Source organism: Modestobacter sp. URMC 112, assembly GCF_053502575.1.
The window spans coordinates 2,722,865-2,745,174 of record NZ_CP199957.1; the positions used below are offsets into that span (position 1 = coordinate 2,722,865).

The 22,310-nt window shown below is 72.5% G+C and carries 21 protein-coding genes and 2 pseudogenes; 9 read left to right on the forward strand and 14 right to left on the reverse strand.

All coding sequences use genetic code 11. From position 1 onward, the window contains the following. Nucleotides 1-9: 9 nt before the first annotated feature. The 5 genes from ACWIX6_RS12720 (at nucleotide 10) to ACWIX6_RS12740 (ending at nucleotide 3,193) form a co-directional block, all read left to right on the forward strand. Nucleotides 10-1,188 (forward strand): alpha/beta hydrolase family protein, encoded by a 1,179-nt coding sequence (locus ACWIX6_RS12720; protein WP_448612796.1) that lies wholly within the window; start codon nucleotides 10-12, stop codon nucleotides 1,186-1,188. Nucleotides 1,189-1,190: 2 nt separating this feature from the next. Continuing rightward, a complete protein-coding gene (locus ACWIX6_RS12725; protein ID WP_448616997.1) occupies nucleotides 1,191-1,583 on the forward strand; it encodes a VOC family protein in 393 nt (130 codons plus the stop codon). 37 nt (nucleotides 1,584-1,620) lie between these two features. Beyond that, entirely contained in the window at nucleotides 1,621-1,791 is a 171-nt protein-coding gene (locus tag ACWIX6_RS12730; RefSeq protein WP_448612797.1) for an FAD-dependent monooxygenase, read from the forward strand. Then, entirely contained in the window at nucleotides 1,788-2,735 is a 948-nt protein-coding gene (locus ACWIX6_RS12735; protein WP_448612798.1) for an alpha/beta hydrolase, read from the forward strand. The genes ACWIX6_RS12730 and ACWIX6_RS12735 overlap by 4 nt, the downstream gene beginning before the upstream one ends. Nucleotides 2,736-2,944: 209 nt before the next feature. Beyond that, nucleotides 2,945-3,193, forward strand: coding sequence for a hypothetical protein (locus ACWIX6_RS12740; protein WP_448612799.1), 249 nt, complete (start codon nucleotides 2,945-2,947; stop codon nucleotides 3,191-3,193). A gap of 367 nt (nucleotides 3,194-3,560) precedes the next feature. Here the strand turns inward: ACWIX6_RS12740 and ACWIX6_RS12745 are convergent, their stop codons facing one another. From ACWIX6_RS12745 to ACWIX6_RS12755, 3 genes and pseudogenes are all read right to left on the reverse strand, one after another. Beyond that, the gene (locus tag ACWIX6_RS12745) at nucleotides 3,561-3,992 is read right to left on the reverse strand and encodes a DUF6069 family protein (RefSeq protein ID WP_448612800.1); all 432 of its coding nucleotides are present in this window, start codon (nucleotides 3,990-3,992) and stop codon (nucleotides 3,561-3,563) included. Between the two features lie 413 nt (nucleotides 3,993-4,405). After that, nucleotides 4,406-5,620 (reverse strand): cytochrome P450, encoded by a 1,215-nt coding sequence (locus ACWIX6_RS12750; protein WP_448612801.1) that lies wholly within the window; start codon nucleotides 5,618-5,620, stop codon nucleotides 4,406-4,408. Between the two features lie 31 nt (nucleotides 5,621-5,651). Next, nucleotides 5,652-6,572 (reverse strand): annotated as a pseudogene (locus tag ACWIX6_RS12755) (PDR/VanB family oxidoreductase); the annotation flags it as partial. A 161-nt stretch (nucleotides 6,573-6,733) separates the two neighbouring features. On the opposite strand from ACWIX6_RS12755, the gene ACWIX6_RS12760 reads away from it, so the two are divergent. Continuing rightward, nucleotides 6,734-7,498 (forward strand): IclR family transcriptional regulator, encoded by a 765-nt coding sequence (locus tag ACWIX6_RS12760; RefSeq protein ID WP_448612802.1) that lies wholly within the window; start codon nucleotides 6,734-6,736, stop codon nucleotides 7,496-7,498. Nucleotides 7,499-7,506: 8 nt separating this feature from the next. Here the strand turns inward: ACWIX6_RS12760 and ACWIX6_RS12765 are convergent, their stop codons facing one another. The 4 genes and pseudogenes from ACWIX6_RS12765 to ACWIX6_RS12780 all read right to left on the reverse strand — a co-directional run bounded on the left by ACWIX6_RS12765 (nucleotide 7,507) and on the right by ACWIX6_RS12780 (nucleotide 10,649). After that, nucleotides 7,507-8,208, reverse strand: a complete 702-nt coding sequence (locus ACWIX6_RS12765; protein WP_448612803.1) for an IclR family transcriptional regulator — start codon at nucleotides 8,206-8,208, stop codon at nucleotides 7,507-7,509. Nucleotides 8,209-8,246: 38 nt separating this feature from the next. Further along, nucleotides 8,247-9,149, reverse strand: a pseudogene (locus tag ACWIX6_RS12770) (PDR/VanB family oxidoreductase); the annotation flags it as partial. 133 nt (nucleotides 9,150-9,282) lie between these two features. Beyond that, entirely contained in the window at nucleotides 9,283-9,564 is a 282-nt protein-coding gene (locus tag ACWIX6_RS12775; protein ID WP_448612804.1) for a hypothetical protein, read from the reverse strand. Between the two features lie 11 nt (nucleotides 9,565-9,575). Continuing rightward, nucleotides 9,576-10,649 carry a Rieske 2Fe-2S domain-containing protein gene (locus ACWIX6_RS12780; RefSeq protein ID WP_448612805.1) on the reverse strand — a complete coding sequence of 358 codons (1,074 nt, stop codon included), beginning with the start codon at nucleotides 10,647-10,649 and terminating at the stop codon, nucleotides 9,576-9,578. A gap of 314 nt (nucleotides 10,650-10,963) precedes the next feature. On the opposite strand from ACWIX6_RS12780, the gene ACWIX6_RS12785 reads away from it, so the two are divergent. Next, on the forward strand, nucleotides 10,964-11,290 hold the full coding sequence (locus ACWIX6_RS12785) for a hypothetical protein (RefSeq protein ID WP_448612806.1): 327 nt from the start codon (nucleotides 10,964-10,966) through the stop codon (nucleotides 11,288-11,290). Between the two features lie 86 nt (nucleotides 11,291-11,376). Here the strand turns inward: ACWIX6_RS12785 and ACWIX6_RS12790 are convergent, their stop codons facing one another. From ACWIX6_RS12790 to ACWIX6_RS12805, 4 genes are read right to left on the reverse strand one after another with little or no spacing between them, the layout of a single operon-like run. Next, a complete protein-coding gene (locus ACWIX6_RS12790) occupies nucleotides 11,377-11,835 on the reverse strand; it encodes a MaoC family dehydratase (RefSeq protein ID WP_448612807.1) in 459 nt (152 codons plus the stop codon). Continuing rightward, complete coding sequence (locus tag ACWIX6_RS12795; RefSeq protein ID WP_448612808.1) at nucleotides 11,832-13,376, reverse strand: acyl-CoA synthetase; 1,545 nt, start codon at nucleotides 13,374-13,376, stop codon at nucleotides 11,832-11,834. Before ACWIX6_RS12795 ends, ACWIX6_RS12790 begins: the two co-directional genes overlap by 4 nt. After that, entirely contained in the window at nucleotides 13,373-14,236 is an 864-nt protein-coding gene (locus ACWIX6_RS12800) for an amidohydrolase family protein (RefSeq protein ID WP_448616998.1), read from the reverse strand. Before ACWIX6_RS12800 ends, ACWIX6_RS12795 begins: the two co-directional genes overlap by 4 nt. A gap of 23 nt (nucleotides 14,237-14,259) precedes the next feature. Next, on the reverse strand, nucleotides 14,260-15,168 hold the full coding sequence (locus tag ACWIX6_RS12805) for an SDR family NAD(P)-dependent oxidoreductase (RefSeq protein ID WP_448612809.1): 909 nt from the start codon (nucleotides 15,166-15,168) through the stop codon (nucleotides 14,260-14,262). A 543-nt stretch (nucleotides 15,169-15,711) separates the two neighbouring features. Between ACWIX6_RS12805 and ACWIX6_RS12810 the strand changes: the two genes are divergently transcribed. Beyond that, on the forward strand, nucleotides 15,712-16,602 hold the full coding sequence (locus tag ACWIX6_RS12810; RefSeq protein WP_448612810.1) for a PaaX family transcriptional regulator: 891 nt from the start codon (nucleotides 15,712-15,714) through the stop codon (nucleotides 16,600-16,602). Nucleotides 16,603-17,175: 573 nt separating this feature from the next. Here ACWIX6_RS12810 and ACWIX6_RS12815 read toward each other — a convergent pair. The 3 genes from ACWIX6_RS12815 to ACWIX6_RS12825 form a co-directional block, all read right to left on the reverse strand. Continuing rightward, entirely contained in the window at nucleotides 17,176-18,150 is a 975-nt protein-coding gene (locus tag ACWIX6_RS12815) for a dioxygenase family protein (RefSeq protein WP_448612811.1), read from the reverse strand. 220 nt (nucleotides 18,151-18,370) lie between these two features. Beyond that, the gene (locus tag ACWIX6_RS12820) at nucleotides 18,371-19,000 is read right to left on the reverse strand and encodes an IclR family transcriptional regulator (RefSeq protein WP_448612812.1); all 630 of its coding nucleotides are present in this window, start codon (nucleotides 18,998-19,000) and stop codon (nucleotides 18,371-18,373) included. A 115-nt stretch (nucleotides 19,001-19,115) separates the two neighbouring features. Continuing rightward, a complete protein-coding gene (locus ACWIX6_RS12825; RefSeq protein WP_448612813.1) occupies nucleotides 19,116-20,507 on the reverse strand; it encodes an SLC13 family permease in 1,392 nt (463 codons plus the stop codon). A gap of 395 nt (nucleotides 20,508-20,902) precedes the next feature. Between ACWIX6_RS12825 and leuC the strand changes: the two genes are divergently transcribed. Further along, a complete protein-coding gene (gene leuC, locus ACWIX6_RS12830; RefSeq protein ID WP_448612814.1) occupies nucleotides 20,903-22,309 on the forward strand; it encodes a 3-isopropylmalate dehydratase large subunit in 1,407 nt (468 codons plus the stop codon). Nucleotide 22,310 lies beyond the last annotated feature (1 nt).

The window sequence follows — 22,310 nt, forward strand, 5'->3', positions numbered from 1 at the left end:
GAACCCACCGTGTTCGAGTACTTCCCGGGCAACTACGTCTGGAACCTCGGCGTCGTCGCGGCGCTCAACAGCGGCGGGCTGATCGACGAGGTCGATCGGGCCTGCCGCCCCATCAAGGAGGCGGCGCAGCAGGGCGAGGACGCCGGGACGAAGGACTTCCTGCGCGCGTGGCGCAAGCTCACCGACCAGCTCGTCGAGCAGGCGGAGGCCGCCGAGAAGGCCGGTCACCTCAGCACCGCGGGCCAGCTGTACCACCGCGCCACCAACTACCTGTGCCAGGCCGAGCGCATGCTGTCGAAGTCCGACCCGGACCGGGTACCGACGTACCGGCGGGTCCTGGAGCTGGCGCAGAAGTCCTTCGACCTGAGGGACCCGCGGGTCACGCGGGTCGAGATCCCCTACGAGGGCACCACCCTGCCGGCCTACTTCAGCGCCGCCCCGGCCACCGAGGAGGGGCCCGCACCGGTGATCGTCCTGGTCAACGGGCTGGACTCGGCCAAGGAGCACATGTACTCCTCGGGCCACTGGGCCGAGCTCGCCGCGCGTGGCATCTCCTGCCTGATGCTCGACCAGCCCGGTACCGGCGAGGCGCTGCGCCTGCAGGGCCTGACCGCCCGGATCGACACCGAGGCGTGGGCCGGCGCGGCCGTGGACTGGCTGGAGACCCGCCCGGACGTCGACGCCTCCCGCATCGGCATCGTCGGCTGGTCGCTGGGTGGGTACTACTCCCCCCGGGCCGCCGCGTTCGAGAAGCGGTTCGCGCTCTGCGTGGCGTGGGGCGCCAACCACGACTGGGGCGCGGTCCAGCGCCGCCGCAAGGAGCGCGAAGGCGAGCGGCCGGTCCCCCACTACTGGGAGCACGTCCTGTGGGTCTGGGGCAAGGACGGCGACGAGAAACACCTCGACGAGTTCCTCGACTTCGCCGACGACATCCACCTCGACGGTGTCGTCGAGAAGATCACCGTCCCGTTCCTGATCGCACACGGCCAGAACGACCGGCAGATCCCGCTGGAGTACGCGCACCGCTCCTACGAGCAGGCGGTCAACTCGCCCAAGCGCGAACTCCGGGTCTTCACCCCCGAGGAGGGTGCGACCGAGCACATCGGTCTGGACCACCTGCCCTACGTGAGCACGTTCGTCGCCGACTGGGTCGCCGACACCTTCGCCGAGATCGGGGGCCGGTCGTGAGCATGCTCTTCCTCAAGCTCGCCGTCCGGGACCTGGCCACCGCACGGGCCTTCTACGAGGCGCTCGGCTTCCGCATCAACGAGCACTCCTCGGACGAGCACACGGCCGCGGTCGTGGTGGACGACGACTTCGTCGTGACGCTGCTGACCCAGGACCGCTTCTCCGAGCTCTTGACCGGCGAGCCCGGTGACCCGGTGCGGCCCACCGCCGTCCCGTGCCTGTCGGTGCAGCTGCGGGAGCAGGTCGACGACTTGGTGGGCCGAGCGCTGAGCTCGGGTGGACGCCCCGGGGTGCCGGCCCGGGAGGACAGGAACACCTACACCGGCAGCTTCGCCGACCCCGACGGCAACGTCTGGCAGGTCACCTGGCTCGAGCAGCTGCACGTCATCAACTGACCGCCTCACCGACGTCCCCGCCTCCGAGGAGCAGCGCATGCCCGGCCCCGACGTGATCGAGACCCGCGTCGGCATCGTCGGCGGCGGACCGGCCCGGCTGATGCTCTCGCACCTGCTCGCCGGGGCCGGGATCGACGACGTCGTGGTGGACAACTGCACGCACGAAGACCATTCGGACGACCCTCCGACGAAAGGCGCACCAGCGTGAGTTCCGCTGCGACGAAGGTCGCCGACCACCTGAAGGCACGGTTCCTCTCCTCGGTGGCGACCCGCATGGTCAAGCCTCCGGCCATCTCGCTGACCGACCGGGACGTCGCCGAGCCGGAGGCCGTCCTGGTCCCGACGCGGCACGGGGAGGTGCGGTGCTTCGTCACCCGCGCGGCAGCCGGGGCGCCGCTGGCCGCCGGAACCGCGCCCCCGCCAGTACACATCCACCTCCACGGAGGTGCGTTCCTGGTCGGGGCGCCACGGCAGGACGAGCACCTGATCCGCGGCATCGCCGGCGAGGTGGGCGCCACGGTGGTCAACGTCGACTACTCGACCTGGCCGCAGGGGCGCTACCCGCGGGCCCACGAGGAGTGCTACGACGTCCTGCGGTGGGTCCGGAGCTCCGGGGACGCCATGGGCTGGGACAGCACACGCGTCTCCATCAGCGGCATCAGCGCCGGCGGGAACCTCGCCCTCGGCGCCCTGGAGCTGGCCCGGCGCGCCGGTGATCCGGCACCGCGTGCGGCCGTCCTGATCGTGCCGAGCGTCGACCAGACGATCCCGCCGGAGCAGTACACGTCCCCGCTCCCGTCGGCCGCGGCCACCCCCCCGTTCGTGAGCCCCAGCCTGGTGCGCCTCGTGCAGGGGTTCTACTTCGCCGATGCCTCCCGGCGCGCGGAGCCCCTCGCCTCCCCGGGTCTGGGAGGCAGCGAGGAGTTCGCAGCCCTCCCGCCGCTGCTCGTGGTCACCGCGGAGCGGGACTCGATCCGCAGGCAGGACGAACGCTTCGTGGAGAAGGCCCGGGGCAACGGCGTGCCCGTGACCTACCACTGCGCCGCCGGCGTCGACCACGGATTCCCGCAGAGCTCGAAGAAGCAGGACGAGCCCGCCATCAGGGAACTGGCGGAACTCGTGCGGGCTCACCTGACGGAGCACCTCGCCTGACGGTTCAGGACTCCCTGGACGGTGGGAGCGCGAACGCGGAGCAACGCTCGCTCCTCGAGCCGGCCCCCGATGGAGGCGCTGCGGGGCGCGGCGCGACCACCGGGGTGCCCGCAGCTTCGACCCGGAACGATCGATCTGACGCGGAGGAAAAGCACGGGAGCACAGGCTTCAGCCCCAGGGAGCTCAACGCCCGCGCGGGCGAGCCGCTCGTGCTGGCCCGGCGGGGCCACTTCTGGACGGGGATGGAGTCGGTTCCGACCGAGACCGGCGCCGCCGTCCGCGGACAGACGTATGTGGAGTACTGGATCCCGAGCGAGCTCCGTGTGGGGGCGGAGCACCTGCGCCTGGGCGAGCACGGCGTGCACGGCAACGGGCACATGATGATGGTGGAACGCAACAACGGCGAGGTCGCTTCGGTCATCGAGGCTTGGCTCTCGTCGCAGGGCCTGGCCGACTGAGGCTGCGCTGGCCGGCTGCTCCGAAAGCTGGGCCGGCAGATGCTGGGCCGGCGCCCGCTCCCGACCCGGCACTGGCCTCGTCGAGGACCGGGTGGCGGATGCCCTCAGCCGCAGGGCAGCACGCCGGGACGGCCGACTCCCCCGCCTGACCGACGCCGCTACGCGTTGCCGCGCCGGCCGATCGTCAGGGATCAGGCCGGCGCCCCCGCCGACACCTCGGCGGCCGCGCACGGGGAGCGCCTCCCAGAGGCCCGCCGGTCGGCATGGAGGCGCCGCGGGGACGACGGACGCCCCGGCCCCGCGAGACGCGGGACCGGGGCACCAGTGGGTTAAGCCGGGCTGGAAGGACGCCTCTGGCCGGCAGCGGTCAGGACTGCGGCGGGATGAACCGGCGGTAGGCCGGCACGGCCGCGACAGCGGTTCCGACGTGCATGAGCATCAGCGCGAGGACCCCGGCGGTCGTGGTCCCCGGCTGGGACTCGCTGACGAGGAGCATGACGTCCGGGATGAGTGAGAGCACGACCACCGTGGGGACGAGCACGCGCAGCAGGCCCGAGGCGTTGCGGCTGCGCGCGACGATCAGGTGCCAGACGACGGCGCCGATGATCGCGCCCACGACGGTCAGGAAGCCGTACACCGGCAGGGTGAGCGGCTGGAACTCGTCGGGGATGTCGAAGACCGCCTTCGCGAGCAGGGCGATCACGCTGTTGATCACGAGCGCGCCGACGGCGCCGATGGCCGCAGCGACGGCGGTGTTCTTCCAGGAAACGCGGGTGCCGTTGGTCAGGGTGGTGGTCATGGCGGTTCTCCAGGTCCAGGGGGTGGGTCGCGTGCCGGTCGGTCCCGGCGGGTGAGGGCGACGGCGAGGTCGGCCCGTGCCTCGCGGACGCGGCATTCACTTGATGACGCAAGTGAGACTAGCCGATAGATGGTTGTGCTGGCAAGCGTCCTGACAAATCGGCGGGCCGGCGGGCGACGCACCCGTGCTCCGCGCCGAGGCGATGCCCCGCCGCTGACCCCATGCCCAGGAGAACGAGCAGGCCGGTTCGTGCGCGACCTCGATCAGGCCGACGGTCTCCAGCAGCTCGTGCAGCGGCGCTCTCGACGTCCGGTGGTCCCCCCGTTGACAGCCACCGATCCCGACGTCGGCCGGTCCGACACGAGATCGATCTGGTGTACCGGTTGCTGCACTCGCTCCAGCCGCGCGCCGGGTCAGGTGACGGTGAGCCGGACCGGGATGCTCTCCCAGGCACGGAGGGTGTTGTTGTGGTGTCGCTTGGTCGGGCCGGCCAGCTCGATCGTGCGCACCCGGCGGGCCAGTGCGGTGAGGACGGACTCGGCCTCCAGCCGGGCGACGTGCTGGCCCACGCACTGGTGCAGCCCCATGCCGAAGCCGACGTGACCGGACGGGTCGCGGCTCAGGTCGAAGACGTCCGGGTCGACCCACCGGCGCGGGTCACGGTTGGCGGCGGCCAGGAACATCAGCACCTTGCGCCCTTCCGGCACCACCGCGTCACCGATGCGGACGTCGGCCGTCGTCGTCCGGAAGAACGTCTGCACCGGGGACTCCCACCGGACGGCCTCGTCGAACGCGACCCGGACCAGCGAGGGGTCGGCGATCAGCCGCGCCCACTGGCCCGGGTTGGTCGCGAAGGCGTACAGGACGGCGGACAGCCCGTGCACCGTCGTGTCGACCCCCGCGGTGAGCAGCGAGCGGACGACGAGCGGCGCCTGCTGCGGCGTGATGTCACCCCGGTCGGCGGCGGCCCAGATGGCGGCGCCGAAACCGTCCTCGCTCAGCGCCTCGCGGGCGCACTGCGCGCCCACCCACGCCGACAGCTCGGCGACCCGGGGCGCGCCCTTGGCCACCAGGTCGTTGCTCGGGCCGAAGGCGTTGAACGCGTGGTCCCCATACGGCAGCAGGTGTTCCCGGCCGTCCGGGCCCAGACCGACGGCGTCGGGGAAGACCCGCAGCGGGAACGCCTCGGCCAGAGCCGGGACGGCGTCGAACTCGGTGCCCGCGGCGAGGACCTGGTCGACGAGCTGTTCGGCGTCGGCGGCCCAGCGGTCGCGGAGCCGGCGCAGCGCCCGCGGGCCGAGCACCTTGGTGAGCACACGGCGGGGGGCGTCGTGCCGCGGCGGGTCGGCCTCCAGCAGCAGGCTGGGCGGCCGCCAGGGCTTCTCGGTGCGGAAGTTGGACAGCCCCACCCCGGCGGCGGACTGGAACTGCTGCCAGTCCACCAGGGCGGCGTGCACCTCCTCGTACCGACCGAGGGCGTGCACGTCGTAGCGGCTCAGGTACACCACCGGACCGGACTCGCGCAGCTGCTGGTGGAACGGCAACGGGTCCTCGAGGACCTCGTGGCTGAAGGGGTCGGCGTCGCTGACCGGCAGGTCGGCGACGCCCGGACTCGGGGCGAGGGTCATGGCGGGCTCCAGCGGGGTCAGAGGTCAGGTGTCAGAGGTCCAGCACGAGGCGGTCGCTGCACGAGCGGGAGACACACGGGTACATGCAGTCGCCGGCGGCCCGCTCAACGTCGTCCAGCAGTGAGTCGCGGTGGTCGGGCTGACCGGCGAGCACAGTGGTCTCGCAGGTGCCGCACGTCCCCTGCCGGCAGGAGGACAGCAGATCGACCCCGGCAGCGGCCACCGCCTCCAGCACGGAGACGTCCGGGGTCACCGTGACCGTGCGCCCGGAACGGCGCAGCTCCACCTCGAAGGACGTGGTCCGCACCGGAGCCCCCCGCTCCTCGGCGACGAACCGCTCGGTGTGCAGCGACCGCGCCGGCCAGCCGGCGCAGGCGGCCTCCATCGCGGCCAGCAGCGGAGCCGGGCCGCAGCTGTAGACCGGCGTGCCCGGCCGCGGCTCGCCCAGGAAGCCGGGGAGGTCCAGCAGGCCGAACTCGTCCTGCGGCCGGACCTGCACCCGCTCGCCGTAGGCCGACAGCACGTCCAGGAAGGCCATCGAGCTGCGCTGCCGCCCGCCGTAGAGCAGCCGCCAGTCCGCACCCAGCATCTCGGCCTGCTCGACCATGGGCAGGATGGGCGTGATGCCGATGCCGCCGGCCACGAACAGATAGGACTCGGCCGGCACGAGGGGGAAGTTGTTCCGCGGCCCGCCCAGGCCGACCAGGTGCCCGGGGGCGAGCTGCTCGTGCACGTAGCTGGACCCGCCGCGACCGGCAGGCTCCAGCAGCACGCCGACCCGGTAGGAGGACGCGTCCCAGCGGTCGCCGCACAGCGAGTACTGGCGGGTCAGACCGTTGTCCAGGGTCAGGTCGACATGAGCGCCCGGCGTCCAGTCCGGCAGCCGGCCGCCGTCCGGCGCGGTCAGGGTCACCGTGACGACTCCGTCGGCGACGCGCGTCTTCTCCGCCACAGTCACCATCGTGCGGTCCACCCCGCCGCGGCGGGCCTTGCCCGACTGCTCCACTGCCAGCACTCCGACCTCCTCGTCGTCGTCCGCCAGCGTGCGACCCGGGTCACCGCCCCCTGTAGGCCTTTCTCAATGGACGAGAGATCGGTGCCACACTCGCCCCCATGGCGCGGACCCCGACCGGCGAATCGGTGCTGGCCCGTGCCGTGCGGGTACTGGACGCCTTCACCGCCGACGAGCCGGTGCTCTCGGTCGGCGAGGTGGCCCGGCGCAGCGGCCTGCACGTGGCCACCGCATCCCGGCTGGTCGCCGAACTGGTCGCCTCCGGGCTGCTGGAGCGGGGTCCGGGGCGGGAGGTCCGGGTCGGCGTCCGGCTGTGGGAGCTCGGCGCCCGGGCCTCCCCCACGGTGTCGCTGCGGGACGCCGCGATGCCGTTCCTGGAAGACGTGCACGCGGTCGTCGGCCACCACGCGCAACTGGGCGTGCTCGACGGCGACGACGTGCTCTTCCTCGAGCGGCTCAGTGCCCGCGACGCCGTCATCAACTACACGCGGATCGCCGGCCGGCTTCCGCTGTACACCTCGTCGTCCGGGCTGGTGCTGCTGGCGCATGCGCCCTTCGAGGTGCAGGAGCGGGTGCTGGCCGGACCGCTGCGCCCGGTCACCCCCGCCGGGCTGCACACGCCGGCGGAGCTGCGGACGGCGCTGGCCGGGGTGCGCAGGACCCACTCCGCAGTGCTGGCCGGACACCAGCACCCCGACGCGACCGGGGTGGCCGTCCCGGTCCGCGACGAGCGCGGCACCGTGGTCGCCGCGCTGTCGGTGATCGTCCCGAACGACGGTCGCGGGCCGGGCCTGGTGCCCTTGTTGCTCGCCGCGGCGCTGGGCATCTCGCGCGCGCTGAGGAGTCGGCCCCCGTCGTCTGCCTGAGGCGACGCTCAGCCCGGCAGACTCCGGCTGATCGCGCGGGCCGCGGCGCGGACGCCCGGGGCCATCGCCCGGACGGCGGCCGGGGAGTCGCCGCGGACGACGATCGACAGCGCGGCGACGACCGTCCCGCGGGCCGAGATCGGGGCGGCCACCGAGACTGCGTCCTCGGTGACCTGGCGGTCGCTGACGGCCACCCCACTGCGGCGCACCTCGGCCAGCACCCGCCGGAGCTGCAGCGGATCGGTGATCGTGTGCGGGGTGTACCGGTGCAGCGGAGCGGCGAGCACCTGCTCCTGCACCGCGACCGGGGCGTGCGCGAGCAGCACCAGCCCCACGCCGGTCGGCGGCAGTGCGAACCGGCCGCCGACCTCGGTGAGCACCGTGACCGCGTCGCGCGACGCGAAACGCTCGACGAACACGACATCGACGCCGTCCCGCACGGCCAGCTGCACGTTCTCGTGGGTGACCTCGTAGAGGTCCTCCATGAACGGCAGCGCCGCCTCCCGGAGCCCCAGCCCCCGCGGGGCCAGCGCGCCCAGCTCCCACAGCCGCAGCCCCACCCGGTAGCGGCCGTCGTCGTCGCGCTCCAGGCCGCCCCAGGCGCAGAGCTCGGCGATGAGCCGGTGCGCGGTCGACAGCGGGACGCCGGTCGCCCGGGCGACCTCCGACAGCGTCAGTGCCCGGCGCTCGCGGGTGAAGGAGTCCAGCACCGCGAGCAGCTTGGACCCCGCCGTCCGCTTGGCCGGGCTCAGAGCTCCAGCACGAGCTTCGGGCATGCCGCCCGGGAGACGCAGATGAACATCGTGTCGTTGGCCCCCTGCTCCTCCGGGGTCAGCAGGGAGTCCCGGTGGTCGACCGTCCCCTCCAGCACCCCGGTCTCGCACGTGCCGCACGTCCCCTCCTGACACGAGGAGAGCACGGCGATCCCCGCCTCCTCGACCACCTGCAGGATCGACCGGTCCGGCGGGACGGTCAACGTGAGGCCGCTGTTGGCCAGCTCGACCTCGAACGCCCCGGTCAGCACCGGCTCACCGACGTCCTTGGGCGCGAATCGTTCCACGTGCAGGGCGCCGGCCGGCCAGGCCGCGCAGCGCTGCTCGACCGCGCGCAGCAGCGGCTCGGGCCCGCAGCAGTAGACCAGCGTGTCCGGCAGCGGGGTGCCGAGGATGCGGTCGAGGTCGATGAGGCCGACCTCGTCCTGCGGGTGCAGGGCGACCCGCGGCCCGTGCGCGGCCTCCAGTGTCTCGACGAACGCCATCGAGGTGCGGCTGCGCCCGCCGTAGTGGAACTCCCACTCCGCGCCGGCCCGCTCGGCCGCGGCCGCCATCGGCATGATCGGGGTGATCCCGATGCCCCCGGCGAGGAAGACGTAGCGGGGGCTGGGCACCAGCGCGAAGTGGTTGCGCGGACCCCGGACGTCGACGTCCATGCCCTCGAGCAGCTCGTCGTGCACCCAGGCCGACCCGCCCCGGCCGGCGGGCTCGCGCAGGACGCCGAGCTGCCACATCGTCCGGTCGGCCGGGTCGCTGCACAGCGAGTACTGCCGGACCAGCCCGCCCGGCAGCTGCAGGTCGACGTGCGCGCCCGGCGTCCAGGCCGGCAGATCGGCCCCGGTCGGGTCGCGCAGCTCCAGGACGACGACGCCCTCGGCGCCGGCGGTCCGCTGGGCCACCCGCAACCGCAGGTCCACCTCGTCATGGGTGCTGTGCACGGTTCTCCTTCTCGGTCCCCGCTGCAGGGGCCCGCCGCGAGCCTGCGAGCGGTGGGGGCAGCGGGGTCCTCTCTCAGGCGGGGACGGGGGCGGGGACGCGGCGGATGATCACCTGCGGGTCGGTGACCAGGTGCGCCGGCGGCGCGGGGAGCGGTCCGCCGGCCGGCGGCGCGATCGGTCCGCCGGCCGGGTGGTCGGGGTGGGCCAGCAGCCACTCCCACATCTCCACCGGGTCGCTCGCCTCGGCCTCGGCGCCGCAGTGGCAGAGCCCGCGCAGCCGGTCCGAGCCCGGCAGCCAGTTGACCCGCAGCACCCTCTCCCCGCCCAGCACCTGGCGCGGGGCCGGCAGCGTCATGTCGCGCTCGATCACCGGGCGGCCGCCGCCGGCTGCAGGACGGCGTCCCCGGCGCCCTCGGCCGCCAGCCGGGCGATGATCCGCCGGGCCGCGAGGCCGCCGGTGTCGATGTTGATCGACAGTTCCTGGTAGCCGTCGGGCTCGCCGGTGAGCACCTGCTCGAGCACGTCGAGCGCCTCGACGTCCTGCAGGACGACGGTGCGGTTGCTCTCCCGCAGGAACTCCGACACCCCGGCGTCGTCGAGGGCGAAGTCGCGGGCGACCGCCCAGAAGTCGTGCGTGCTGGACTCGGTCTCCGGCGTGATGGCGTAGACGACCTCGACGTGGAAGGCGTCGGGGTCGGTGCCGTCGGAGTTCGGCAGGACGCCGACCGGCGCGATCCGGCTGTGCAGCTTGTACAGGCAGGGCGGAGTGAACTCGATGTCCTGCCAGCGGGTGATCCGGCCGGTGATGCCGGTGCTCTTGGCGTAGAAGGGCGGGCACTCGGCGTCGGCCATGTGCCGGCTGACGTAGACGATCCCGGCCGCGTCGTCCACCTCGGTGGTGATCGGGGTGTCGGCGACCTCCGGCGTCCCGATGTAGCCGCCGTGCAGGTAGGTCTCGTGCGAGAGGTCCATCAAGTTGTCGATCAGCAGGCTGGCCCGCGCGGCGAGCGGCTCCATCCCGCTGACCGTCGTCCAGCCCTCCATCGCCAGCCAGGGCGCGCGCGGGATGCGGGTGGCGTCGGCCAGCGCCGGGTCGCCGATCCACACCCACACGAAGCTGTCCTGCTCCACGACCGGGTAGCTCTTCAGCCGGGCCGTGCGCGGCACCCGCGCCTGCCCGGGGACGGCGACGCAGCCGCCGTCCGCACCGTAGGTGAAGCCGTGGTAGCCGCAGACGACGGTGTCGCCGGCCAGGTGGCTGGGCTGCTGCGAGAGCGGGAACCGGCGGTGCACGCAGCGGTCGCTCATCGCGGTGACCGCGCCGGCCTCGGAACGCCAGAACAGGACCGACTCCCCGCAGACGGTGCGGCTGAACAGCTCCCGCCCGACCTCGCGGCCGTAAGCGGCCACGTACCACTGGTTGCGCACCATCGACGTCATTGCTGTCCTCCTGCTGGCTCGCCGTGTCCCGCTCACCATGACCGGGGTCACGACGCCGGCGGAACGGACCTTCCGTCGGATGGAAGGCCGACCCGATCGGGCGCCCCGCGGGCGGTGTCCCGCAGCGGGCGCTTCAGCACCTCAGCGCGCTCGCCCGCCAGGCCGGGTTGGCCGAGCAGACGTCGGCCGACCTCGAGGGCGGCACGGCAACCCCACGGTGCAGACGCTGTCGGCCGTCGCGCGGGCGCTGGGCATCGGCATCAGCCTGCTGGTGGCGGAGTGGGGCAGCCCCGTCCTGCTCCAGCGGGGCGCCGATGCCAAGTGGAGCCGACGACGTCGTCGGCCGGCGGCGGACACTGAACCAGATCCACGGCACCGGTCAGGTCAGCACCGCGATCGTCGAGCTCGACGGCAACCGTGTGGTCCGGACAGCCCTGCCACCCGGCGCGCTCCACCACGCCCACGTCCTCACCGGCCGCCTGCTCGCCGGCCCGATGGAGGACCTGCGCACCCTCGTCGCCGGCGACTTCGTGCGCTCCGCCGGCGACGTGCCCCTTGTCCTGCGCTCAGCCACCGAGACGACCGCGGTCATGCAGATCCTCACGACGGTCCCCCAGGTCCAGCAGTCCACCCCGGCGTGACCGGGACGTCCTCGTCGGCGGGGCGGCGCGGAACCGGCCGGGTGGCTGCCCGGGACGCGCGCGGCGGCCCGTACCGGGTGGCCCGCTCAGCCGCCGTAGACGCGGAACACGGGCTCGGCGATGCAGACCGGCTTGGTGGCGCCTTCTGCCTCGATGACCGCAGTGGCCGTCAGCTGCAGGCCGCCAGAGACCTCCTCGACGTCCTTGAGCGAGGCGGTCAGCCGGATCTTCGAGCCCACCGGCACCGGGGACGGGAACCGCACCTTGTTCAACCCGTAGTTCACCGCCATCGTCGCGTCGCTGACCGTGAGCACCTGCGACCACATCGGGATGAGCAGCGACAGGGTCAGGTAGCCGTGGCCGATCGGGCCGCCGAACGGGCTCTCGGCCTTGGCGCGGTCGACATCGACATGGATCCACTGGTGGTCGTCGGTGGCGTCGGCGAAGGTGTTCACCCGCTCCTGGGTGACCTCGATCCAGTCGCTGGTGCCGAGCTCCTCGCCCTTCAGCGACGGCAGCTCGGCGATGGTCGTGGTGGTGGTCATGCGTCCTCCTCGTTGGGCACGTACGTACGTCGCAGATCGGGCTTGCGGATCTTGCCGGTCGCCGTCTTGGGCAGCTCGTCCACGTAGCGGACCTCCTTGGGCACCTTGAACCCGGCGAGGCGATCGCGGAGCGTGGCGCGGAGGGCGTCCCCGTCGCGGGGTGCGCCGGGAGCGGGGACGACGACGGCCAGGCCGACCTCGCCCCAGTGCGCGTCCGGCTTCCCGATGACCGCGACCTCCTGCACCTCGGGCAGCTCGAGCATCACGGACTCGACCTCGGCCGGGTAGACGTTCTCCCCACCCGAGATGATCATGTCCTTGTACCGGTCCCGGATGTACAGGTAGCCGTCCTCGTCGGTCGAGCCGGCGTCCCCGGAGTGGTACCAGCCGTCGACGATCGCGGCCGCGGTGGCCTCGGGGGCGTTCCAGTACCCGGCCATGATGTTCGGCCCGGACAGGACGATCTCGCCGACCTCACCCGGCGGGCACTGCGTCCCGTCAGGCCGGACGACCCGCACGTCGGTGAAGAACTGCGGCTTGCCGGCCGACCCGACGTGGGTCACCGCGTCCGCGCTGTCCAGTGACGTACCGGCCGGCGCCGACTCGGTCATCCCGTACGCCTGCTGCACGGTGACGCCGCGGTCCAGCCAGGTGCGCAGCAACGGCAGCGGGAGCGGCGCCCCGGCGGCGCCGACGGTGCGCAGCGCCGAGAGGTCCAGGGTCTGGAAGCCGGGCTGGCGGCTCAGCGCGTCGAGCATCGTGGGGACGGCGAAGAACGACGTCACCCGCTGCTCGGCGACCACCGCGAGAGTCGCCGGCGGGTCGAAACCCCGGACCAGCACCACGCAGCCGCCGCGCAGCAGGGTCGGGTTCAGCGTCCCGTTCAGCCCGCCGATGTGGAACAGCGGCGCCAGCCCGAGGGTCCGCTCGTCCGGGGTGAAGTCGAAGCCGAGCACCTGGCTGAGGCACGACCAGGTCATGTTCCCGTGCGTGAGCACCGCGCCCTTGGGGCGGCCGGTGGTGCCCGAGGTGTACATGATCAGGCAGACGTCGTCGAGGCCCACCTGCTCGTCCCGCTGCACCGGCTCCGCCTGCTCGGTCAGCGCCGCCCAGTCCAGCGAGTCGGCACCGCCGGACAGCGGCGGCTCGGCAGCCGCCCAGTGCCGGACGCCGGGCAGCGCGGCGCGCAAGGCGTCCGCCGTCCCACCCTGGTCCCGGCCGTGCACCACCAGCGACGCACCGGAGTGCTCGAGCACGTACTGCGCCTCGGGTGGGGTGAGCCGGGCGTTGACCGGCACCCAGATGGCGCCGAGCTGCCCGCACGCGTACAGGGTCTCCAGCCCGGTGGGGTGGTTGGCGCCGTACCAGGCGACCCGGTCACCGCGCTGCACCCCCAGTCCGGCCAGCGCCTCGGCGGCCCGCCGGACCCGGAGGGCGAACTCGCCGTGCGTCGTCGTGGTCCCCTCGAACCACAGTGCCGGCTTGTGCGGGGAGCTCCGCAGGTGCCGCTCCGGCCAGGAGCCCAGCCCGGCGTTCCTCAACGCAGCCCCAGGGCCCGGATCGCGTTCTCCTTCATGATCAGTGGTCTGACCTCGGGCTTGATCTCCAGCTGCTCGAAGTCGCGGACCCATCGTTCCGGACGCAGCAGCGGGTAGTCCGAGCCGAAGAGCACCTTGGTCCTCAGCAGCGTGTTGGCCGCCCGGACCAGCTGGGGTGGGAAGTACTTCGGGGACCATCCGGACAGGTCGATGTAGACGTTGGCCTTGTGCGTGGCGACCGAGATCGCGGCGTCCTGCCAGGGCACCGAGGGGTGGGCCATGATGATCGTCAGGCCGGGGAAGTCGGCGGCGACGTCGTCGAGCAGCATCGGGTCGGAGTAGCGCAGCTTGATCCCGCGCCCGCCGGGCAGGCCCGCGCCGATGCCGGTCTGGCCGGTGTGGAACAGCGCCGGGACCCCGAGGGACTCCAGCTCCTCGTACAGCGGGTAGTGCCGCCGGTCGTTGGGCTCGAAGTCCTGGAAGCTCGGGTGGAACTTGAACCCGCGCACCCCGTGCTCGGTGACCAGCCGGCGGGCCGCCCGGATGCCGGCCTTGCCCCGGGCAGGGTCGATCGAGCCGAACGGGATGAGCACGTCAGGGTGCTCGGCGGCCAGGTCGGCGATCTCCTCGTTGGACAGCGCCATCTGGCCGGTGGCGGCTTCGGCGTCGACGGTGAAGATGACCGCGGCCATCTTCTTGTCCCGGTAGTCCGCGGCGATGTCGGGGACCGTCGGGTCGTAGGGGTCGCCCTTGAAGTACGCCGCGGCGGCGGCGTTCAGCTCGTCGTCGAGGGCCAGGTGCCCGTGCTGGTCGGCGTGCACGTGGACGTGCACGTCGATGGCGACCAGGGCGTCGAGGTCCAGCCGGCCGGTGCTGCGCGGAGTGGTCACTTCGGGGGCTCCGGGAACTGCTGACCGACGGTCTGCTGCGCGTCGGCGAATTTCTCCGGCCAGACGGCGGCGATGGCCTCGGGTGCCCAGCCGGTGCCGTCGGCGAACTCCACCACCACCTCGGCCGGGTGGCTCCACAGCGCCAGCCGGTCCCCGCCGATCCCGATCGCCTGGCCACTGATCCCGGCGGCGGCGTCCGAGGCCAGGAAGGCCACCAGCCCGGCGGCGTCCTGCGGGGTGCCGAAGCCCAACTGCTGGCGGGCGAAGGCCGGCAGCGGCTCCCCGGCCTTGAGCGCCTCGATGTAGGGCTGCAGGAACGGCACCGTCTCGGTCATCCCGGTGGCCGCCACCGGCACGATCGCGTTGACGGTGATCTCCGCGCGGGCCAACTCCAGCGCCCAGGTGCGCACCATGCCCACGATGCCGGCCTTGGCCGCGGCGTAGTTGGTCTGCCCGAAGTTCCCGAGCTGCCCGGTGGGCGAGCCCACACAGATGACCCGACCGCCCTCGCCCTGCTCCCGCATCCGGATCGCCGCGGCCCGGGTGCAGGTGAACGTGCCCCGCAGATGGGTGGTGACCACCGCGTCGAACTGGTCGTCGGTCATCTTCCACAACGTGGTGTCACGCAGGATGCCGGCGTTGTTCACCAGCACGTCGAGCCGGCCGAACTCGGCGACGGCCCGGTCGACCAGCGCCTGCGCGGCCTCGCTGCTGCCCACCGGCACCACCTCGGCCACCGCGGTACCGCCGGCGCCGGTGATCGAGCCCACCGCCTCCTCGGCCACCGCGGCGTCCACGTCGTTGACGACGACGGCCGCACCGCAGCGCGCCAGCTCCTGGGCGTAGGCCAGGCCCAGACCCCGGCCGCTGCCGGTCACGATCGCCACCTTGCCGGACAGGTCCACGTTGTCTCCTCTGCTGCTGCTGTCGGGGGTCGGCCCCGGATGGGGCCAGGTCGTGCGGTTCGGGTCAGCCGACGGGTGGGCGCCCGGCGGGCCGGCGACGGCCGGGGCGGCGTCGAGCCGGCGGTCGGCCTCGGGGCCCACTGCGGTCAGGGCCAGGTCGGCCGGGTGCCGGCGATGGGTCACCCGCAGGCGGGAGTCCAGCGCCGGGCCCCGCCGTCCAGCGTCCGGGGCCCTGAGACTGGAACCCACCGTCCAGGTCGGTGAGCTCGACGCGGAACTCCTCCGCGGGGCCCGGCAGGCGGTGCCGCGCGGACGTGGAGGAGCGGGTGCGGACGACGAGGTCCGAGACAGTGCGCAGCGGTTCGGGCACGCGGGCCTTCCCTGAGCAGGTGTGGGCGGTCTCGTCGAGCGAGGGGGGAACCGACCCGGAGGTGGGCTGGTCCCCAGTGAAGCTAGAGACTAGGCTGACGGCCGTCAAGGATCTGTAGAAGAAGGTCGCGACCACCCGGGCGTGGCAGCGTGGCCCGACCCGAGGAGGCGTGCGTGAGCCAGACCGTGCTCGCCGGCGGCGCCGGTCCGGAGGAGGACGACGTCCTCGCCGACGGCGCGGACGAGCCGGCGCGGGCCGGCAACCACCGCCCTCAGGCGCTGCTGTTCAGCTTCTTCGGCGCACTGGTCCTCGACGGCGGCCTGCCGCCGATCCCCGCGGCGGTGTTCTTGCGCCTGCTCGGCGACCTCGGGGTGGCCGAGGCCGCGGCCCGGGCCACCCTGGGCCGGATGACCCGTAACGGCCTGCTCGCCCGCGAGCAGGCCGGGCGCACGGCGCGGTACTCCCTGACCCCGTCCGCGGAGGACCTGCTCCGGCAGGGCGCCAGCCGGGTGTGGTCGCCGGCCCCCTTCAGCCAGCCCGATGGGGAGTGGACGCTGCTGAGCTACTCCATGCCGGAGAGCCGGCGCGACCTGCGGCACCGGCTGCGGGCGACGCTCACCTGGGCCGGCTTCGGAGGGCTGCGCGACGGCGTGTGGATCGCGCCCGGCATCGTCGACGTCGCCCGCGTCTTCGCCGACGCCGACCTCGCCGAGGTCACCGACCTGGCCGAGTGGTTCGCGGCCTCCCCGCTGCCGGGGACCAGCGTCGAGGCCTTCGTCCGCCGGGCCTGGCCGCTGGACCGCATCCGCGAGCAGCACGAGGCCTTCCTCGCCGCCTGGGGGACGGCCTCGGGCACCGAGGACCCACTGGCCCGGATCACCCGCCTCGGCGCCGACTGGCTGGAGGTGCTGCGGATCGACCCGGGGCTGCCCGCCGCCCACCTGCCGCAGGGCTGGCCCGCGCAGCAGAGCGCCGCCACCTACCGCCGTTGCTTCGACGAGCTGCACCCCCCGGCCGCCCGCGCCCTGGCCCTCGAACTCGGCACCCGGCCCGTGGAGGGGTAGCGGTGCACCGCGGACGCCGGCCGGCGGACTGCTGAGCCCGCCATGTCGATCCGCCCTCCCCACCCCCGACCTGGCCACGGCCGGCGTCGCCCTCGGTCGGGTCCCCGTCCACCGGGGCGGAGCCGCAGATGCCACCCTCCACGACACGTCCACGGATCGCCGTCGTCGGTGGCGGCATCGGCGGCCTCGCCGCGGCCGGCTTCCTGCATCGCGCGGCTGCCCAGCACGGTGTACGAGCAGGCCCCCGAGTTGGGAGGTCAGCACCGGCCTGGTGGTCGCCCACAACGCCGCCCGGCTGCTGCGGCGGCTCGGGGTGCTGGACCGCTTCCCGCGGCGGGCGGTCCCGCTCGACATCGGCTGCGAGTCCCGGCAGTGACAGGACGGGGAGGCGCTCTCCGCCGCGCGGCCGGAGCAGGGCTGGCCAACCCCTTTCGGACGTCGACCTTCGACGTCACGCTGCTGCGTGCCGACCAGGCGCCGCCGGCCGCGCAGCCGCCGCGTCATGGACCCGAACGACCTGCTGTGCACGGCGTGGACGTCTCGCCGGGCCCTCGGGCGCGCGGAGCTCAGGCGTCAGCCTCGACCCCACAGGTCGGCCCACCTGCCCCCGGAAGGCTCGGTCGAGGTGTCGACGCCCACCGTGAGAGAGACCGTGTAGCCCGTACGGACGTCGCCGGTCGCCGTCGCGAGCTGGCTGACGCCGCCGTCGTCGCTGAACTCGTTGTCATCCTCGAGGGACACCTCGCTCATGTTCTCCACCGATTGCTCGTAGCCCGTCTCGGCGTAGACGGCCTCCGACGCGTCCTGCGGCAGGGCCAGCTGCGACGTCGCGATGATCTTCGAGTCGTCGACGATGCTGGCCTGGTCCCTGTAGACCTCGAAGTGGACGTGTGGCCAGCGCCCGCTGTAGCAGGCGGGGTAGATGCTCGTGAAGGAGACCTTGCCCTCGGCGTCGGCGATCTGGACCCCGCGCAGGTAGTTCTCGTCGGTGATCCCCTCGGAGTACAGGGAGTACCCGCCCTCGCGACTGCAGTGCCAGACGTACACAGCGGCACCAGCGAACGGCGCCCCGCCCTTGGCGAGGTCCTTGATCTCCATCTCCAGGGTCATGGGGACCCCCTCGGCGGTGCCTGTGGCTCCCCCGAAGCTCGACCGGATGTCGCTCCGGACCACGCCGGTCTGCTCGAGAACGTCCGGGCCGTTGGACCCATCGCCCGGGTAGGGACCTTCGGTCTCCTCGGGGATCTCCCCCGACGCCGAGGTGGACGAGGAGTCGCTGCCGCAGGCCGCGAGGCCGAGGACGGCGGTCCCCAGGCCCAGCACCCGTAGGACCTGCCGACGGCTGACCAGCGTGGCCACGTCGAAAGTCAGGCCCTGGTCGGTCAGCTCCTCCCCGGGTCGGGCAAGCGACCTGCCCTCGTACGTCGTCGTCATGGCGGGGTCGACGGCCTCTGGCGAGATGTCGGTGTCGACCATGGCGTGCGCGTCAGTGCTGTCGCCCGCACAGGACCTGCGGGCAAGGACCTCGTCCCCTTCGGCGGCGCTCACGGTCGTCGTTCCTCTCGGGTGCTGGTGTCTGCCTCAGGAGACGGCGGACGGCGGCGGGGGGTGCGGCTGTCGACCGGGGCGGCGCACGTGACGGTCGGGCCCGGTATCGACGACTCGGCTACAGGTCAGCTGCGGCTCGGCCGACCTGCCGCAAGGTCCTCCTGCGTCCCGCGGAGGACCTCCTCACCATGGATCGATCTGCTCGCCGGCGGAGAGCCGCTCACTCCTCGAGGCGCTGCATGATGTCGGTCGCCGCGACGAGGACCTGCTTGCCGAAGCTCTCGCCCGGCGACTTCGTCATGCGCAGGAGCGGCGCGATCACGCTCACCGCCGCGACCGGTTCCCCCCGCAGGACGACGGGCGCACTGACCGATCCGAGTCCCGGCGTCCGGGTCGAATGGGTCTCCGCCCAACCCTCCGGCCCCACGCGGCCTTGCAACGCCAACGCGGCGGAGCCGCCGTCGGCGAGCGGTAGCCGGGCCCCCGGGTCCATCACCACGCGTAGTTCGGCCTCTGTTATCACGCTCGCCACGCACAGGCGGTCCTTTCCGCGGAGCACCCACAGTTGGCTGCTCTCATGGGTGTCCCGCGTCAGCCGGTCGAGCACCGGTTGAGCGATCTCGACGACCCGCGAGGTGAGGAACCGTGGGCCGAGGCGATAGAGACCCGAGGCGTCCCGCTGCAGCAGGCCGTGAGCCGTGAGGGCCGCAGCGAGGCGGTGCGCCGTCGACACGGTCAGGTCGAGCTGATGCGCGATGTCGCTGGCGGAGGCCGGCTGGCGCTCGCACAGGTCGACGATCGCCATGCTCTTGTCGAGCACTCCGACGCCTGTGCTGTGGACAGGGCTCATGACACGAACCTATCCGCCCGTCCGCAGCGGGCAGGTGGACCGAGGCGACAGACCCCGGCCGCGCGCCCGGGAGGGGCGACGCGCGGCCGGGGTCCGAGACCGTCGGCGGCTCCTGTCAGAAGCTGGTCGGGACGACCAGCAGGAGCCAGGCGAGCAGTGGACCGACCACGACGATGTACCCGCAGTACGTCAGCATCTGCTTCTGGAAACGCTGCTTGTCCTCCACCTGCGCGGAGGCCAGCACGATGACGCCGTTGGTGGAGAAGGGGCTGACGTCGACGACGGTGGCGCTGAAAGCCAGGGCGATGATGAAGGCCGCGACCGAGAAGTGGCCGGCCTCGAGCAGAGGCATCGCCAACGGCAGGGCGATCAGGATGATGCCGAAGGACGACCCGACGGCGGAGATCGCGCCGACGATGAGGAACAGCACGAGCGCCGTCAGCACCGGCCAGGGCAGATCGGTGACCTTCTCGCCGAGCCAGTCGATGGTGCCGTTGGCGCTGAGCACGCTCATGTAGGTGACGACGCCGCAGACGAGGAGCACGGCCTGCCAGGAGACGGCCTTCATGGTGGCCTCGACGTGGCGCGGGAAGGCGAGCAGCAGCACGGCGCCGATGCAGGTGGCGGAGACGCCCACGTCGATGCCGAACAGGGCGGCCGCCAGCAGTCCGGCGATCGCGGCGAAGGTGATCCAGTGCTCGTAGGTCACGACCGTGTGCTGCGCCAGCAGCATGGACTCCGGCGCCACCGAGGCGGGGCCGGTGCCACGCGGGCGGCCGGCCACCTCGGCGATCCCGTGACCGCCGGCGGCCGCGCTGCCGCTGGTGCCGGCGTCGCCCGTGGACGGCCTGGTGATGCCGCCGGCACCGACCGCCGCGAGCTCCAGGTCGTCCTCGACGACGGTCTGCTTGCGGAACAGGTCACGTCCACCGAGGAACGTGAAGGCGATCGCAGCGAGGAACAGGTTGAGCAGGAACGGCACGAAGAAGAGGGCCACCGGTGAGACGGTGATCCCCGCCCCGTCGAGCAGTTCCTGGATGCCCACGGAGTAGACGGTGATCGGCGAGAAGGCCGTTCCCAGCATGCCGTGGCTGAGCATCATCCCCATGAGCAGCGGTTTGATGTCGTAGCGCTTCGCGATGGGCATGGCGATGGGAGCGAGCATCGCCACGGCCAGGACGGAGCCGAGCGCCATGAGGGCGGCCGCGAGCAGGAACATCATCCAGACGATCGCCCAGCGCCTGCCCCGGACGAGCTTCAGACACTTCTGCATGATCACGTCGAGGGAGCCGTTGGCGCGGGCCAGGCCGAAAAGCAGCGTGATGCCGAACGCGACGAAGAAGAAGTCGCCGGGGAAGGAGTCCTGGATCTCCTCCATCGAGAGGCCCGACACCAGGCCCCCGACGCCGAAGGCCGCGAGGAACGCGAGGATGCCCATGTTGATGGGCCGCACGGTCGCGATGGCGAAGACCGCCACCAGCGCCGCGATCGAGATCAGGTAAACCAAGACAGGTCCTCCTCGAGGATGGGGCCGACGCTCGTGACCGCGCTGCGGGTCCGTGTTGTCACGTCTGCGGCTTCCCAAGGTTTGGGAGCGGCCCGCCAGAATGTGGGATGTGATCGGGACCATAGCGGCCGTCGAGACCCTCCACAAGGGTGGGACCCAGGCCGATCTCGGCCACGAGCGAGACATGCGAGGAACCGGGGCCGCCACAGCCTCGGTCGCCGGCTGAGCGGGTCGACGCCGGTCGCGCGATCACGTGCGGCCGGACCCAGCACTGACCTGCGGGGACGATCAGCGTCTTGTGCCCGGGCTCACGATGGGCTTACCGTGTTCCCGACACTTGGGAACAACTTCCTATATTTTGGCACCCGCTGACTCCTCGACACCAGGGACTCTCCATGGCTCAGACGCTCGCCGACAAGATCTGGCACGAGCACGTGGTCCGCCGCGCCGAGGGCGAACCGGACCTGCTCTACATCGATCTGCACCTGCTCCACGAGGTCAACACCCCGCCGGCCTTCGAGGGGCTGCGCGAGGCCGGCCGCCGCGTTCGACGACCCGACCTCACGCTGGGGACCGAGGACCACGCGACGCCGACCTCGGTCGATCGGGTCTCTCTCAACGAGCTGCACCGCCGCCGCCAGATGGAGGTGATGCGCTCCAACTGCGAGGAGTTCGGCATCCCGATGTACCCGCTGGGCCATGCCCGACAGGGCATCGTCCACGTCATCGGTCCGGAGCTGGGCCTGGCCCAGCCGGGCATGACCATCGTCTGCTGCGACTCCCACACCACCACCCACGGCGCCTTCGGCACGCTGGCCTTCGGCATCGGGACCAGCCAGGTGGAGCACGTGCTGGCGACCCAGACCCTGAGCATGCAGCCGATGAAGAACATGAGCGTCACCATCACCGGGCAGCTGGCGCCCGGGGTGACCCCGAAGGACGTCGTCCTGGCGCTGATCAACGAGGTCGGCACCGGCGGTGGGGTCGGCCACGTCATGGAGTTCCGCGGTCAGGTCATCGAGGACATGTCGATGGAGGGCCGGATGACCGTGTGCAACATGGCGGTCGAGGCCGGCTCCCGGGCCGGCCTGGTCGCCCCTGACGAGACCACGTACGCCTACCTGAAGGGGCGTCCCCACGCACCCGCAGGGGACCAGTGGGACTCCGAACTCGCGCGCTGGCGGGAGATGCGCACGGACCCGGACGCGGTCTTCGACAAGAGCGTGGTGATCGACGGCTCCGCGCTCACCCCGTTCGTCACCTGGGGCATCAACCCCGCCCAGAGCGTCCCCCTGGGCGGTCGGGTGCCCTCGGTGGACGACTTCACCGATGACAAGAGCCGCCGCGCGGCCGCCCGCGCACACGAGTACATGGACCTCACGCCCGGTACCGCCATGCGCGACATCCCCATCGACGCCGTCTTCATCGGGTCGTGCACCAACGGCCGGATCGAGGACCTGCGTGCGGCCGCCACGGTCCTCCGCGGCCGCAAGGTCGCCGACGGCGTCGACGTGCTGCTCGTCCCCGGCTCCGCCACGGTCCGCGCACAGGCCGTCGACGAGGGGCTCGAGCAGGTCTTCAACGAGGCCGGCGTGAAGCTGCAACCGGGTGCCGGCTGCTCGATGTGCTGCGCCCTCAACGAGGACATGCTCCAGCCGGGCCAGCGGTCGGCGTCGACCAGCAACCGCAACTTCGAGGGCCGCCAGGGTCCTGGTGCCCGCACGCACGTCGTCTCGCCCGAGGTCGCCGCGGCCAGTGCGGTCGCCGGTCGCCTGGCCAGCCCCGCCGATCTGGAGAACTGAG

Coding starts and splice junctions, on each gene's coding strand:
- ACWIX6_RS12790 (WP_448612807.1), bottom strand. CDS start 11,835: ATGACCACCACCACGACCATCGCCGAGCTGCCGTCGCTGAAGGGCGAG.
- ACWIX6_RS12775 (WP_448612804.1), bottom strand. CDS start 9,564: ATGACGCTGCCGGCCCCGCGCCAGGTGCTGGGCGGGGAGAGGGTGCTG.
- leuC (WP_448612814.1), top strand. CDS start 20,903: ATGGCTCAGACGCTCGCCGACAAGATCTGGCACGAGCACGTGGTCCGC.
- ACWIX6_RS12785 (WP_448612806.1), top strand. CDS start 10,964: ATGCCAAGTGGAGCCGACGACGTCGTCGGCCGGCGGCGGACACTGAAC.
- ACWIX6_RS12760 (WP_448612802.1), top strand. CDS start 6,734: ATGGCGCGGACCCCGACCGGCGAATCGGTGCTGGCCCGTGCCGTGCGG.
- ACWIX6_RS12725 (WP_448616997.1), top strand. CDS start 1,191: ATGCTCTTCCTCAAGCTCGCCGTCCGGGACCTGGCCACCGCACGGGCC.
- ACWIX6_RS12745 (WP_448612800.1), bottom strand. CDS start 3,992: ATGACCACCACCCTGACCAACGGCACCCGCGTTTCCTGGAAGAACACC.
- ACWIX6_RS12780 (WP_448612805.1), bottom strand. CDS start 10,649: ATGACGTCGATGGTGCGCAACCAGTGGTACGTGGCCGCTTACGGCCGC.
- ACWIX6_RS12730 (WP_448612797.1), top strand. CDS start 1,621: ATGCCCGGCCCCGACGTGATCGAGACCCGCGTCGGCATCGTCGGCGGC.
- ACWIX6_RS12750 (WP_448612801.1), bottom strand. CDS start 5,620: ATGACCCTCGCCCCGAGTCCGGGCGTCGCCGACCTGCCGGTCAGCGAC.
- ACWIX6_RS12820 (WP_448612812.1), bottom strand. CDS start 19,000: ATGAGCCCTGTCCACAGCACAGGCGTCGGAGTGCTCGACAAGAGCATG.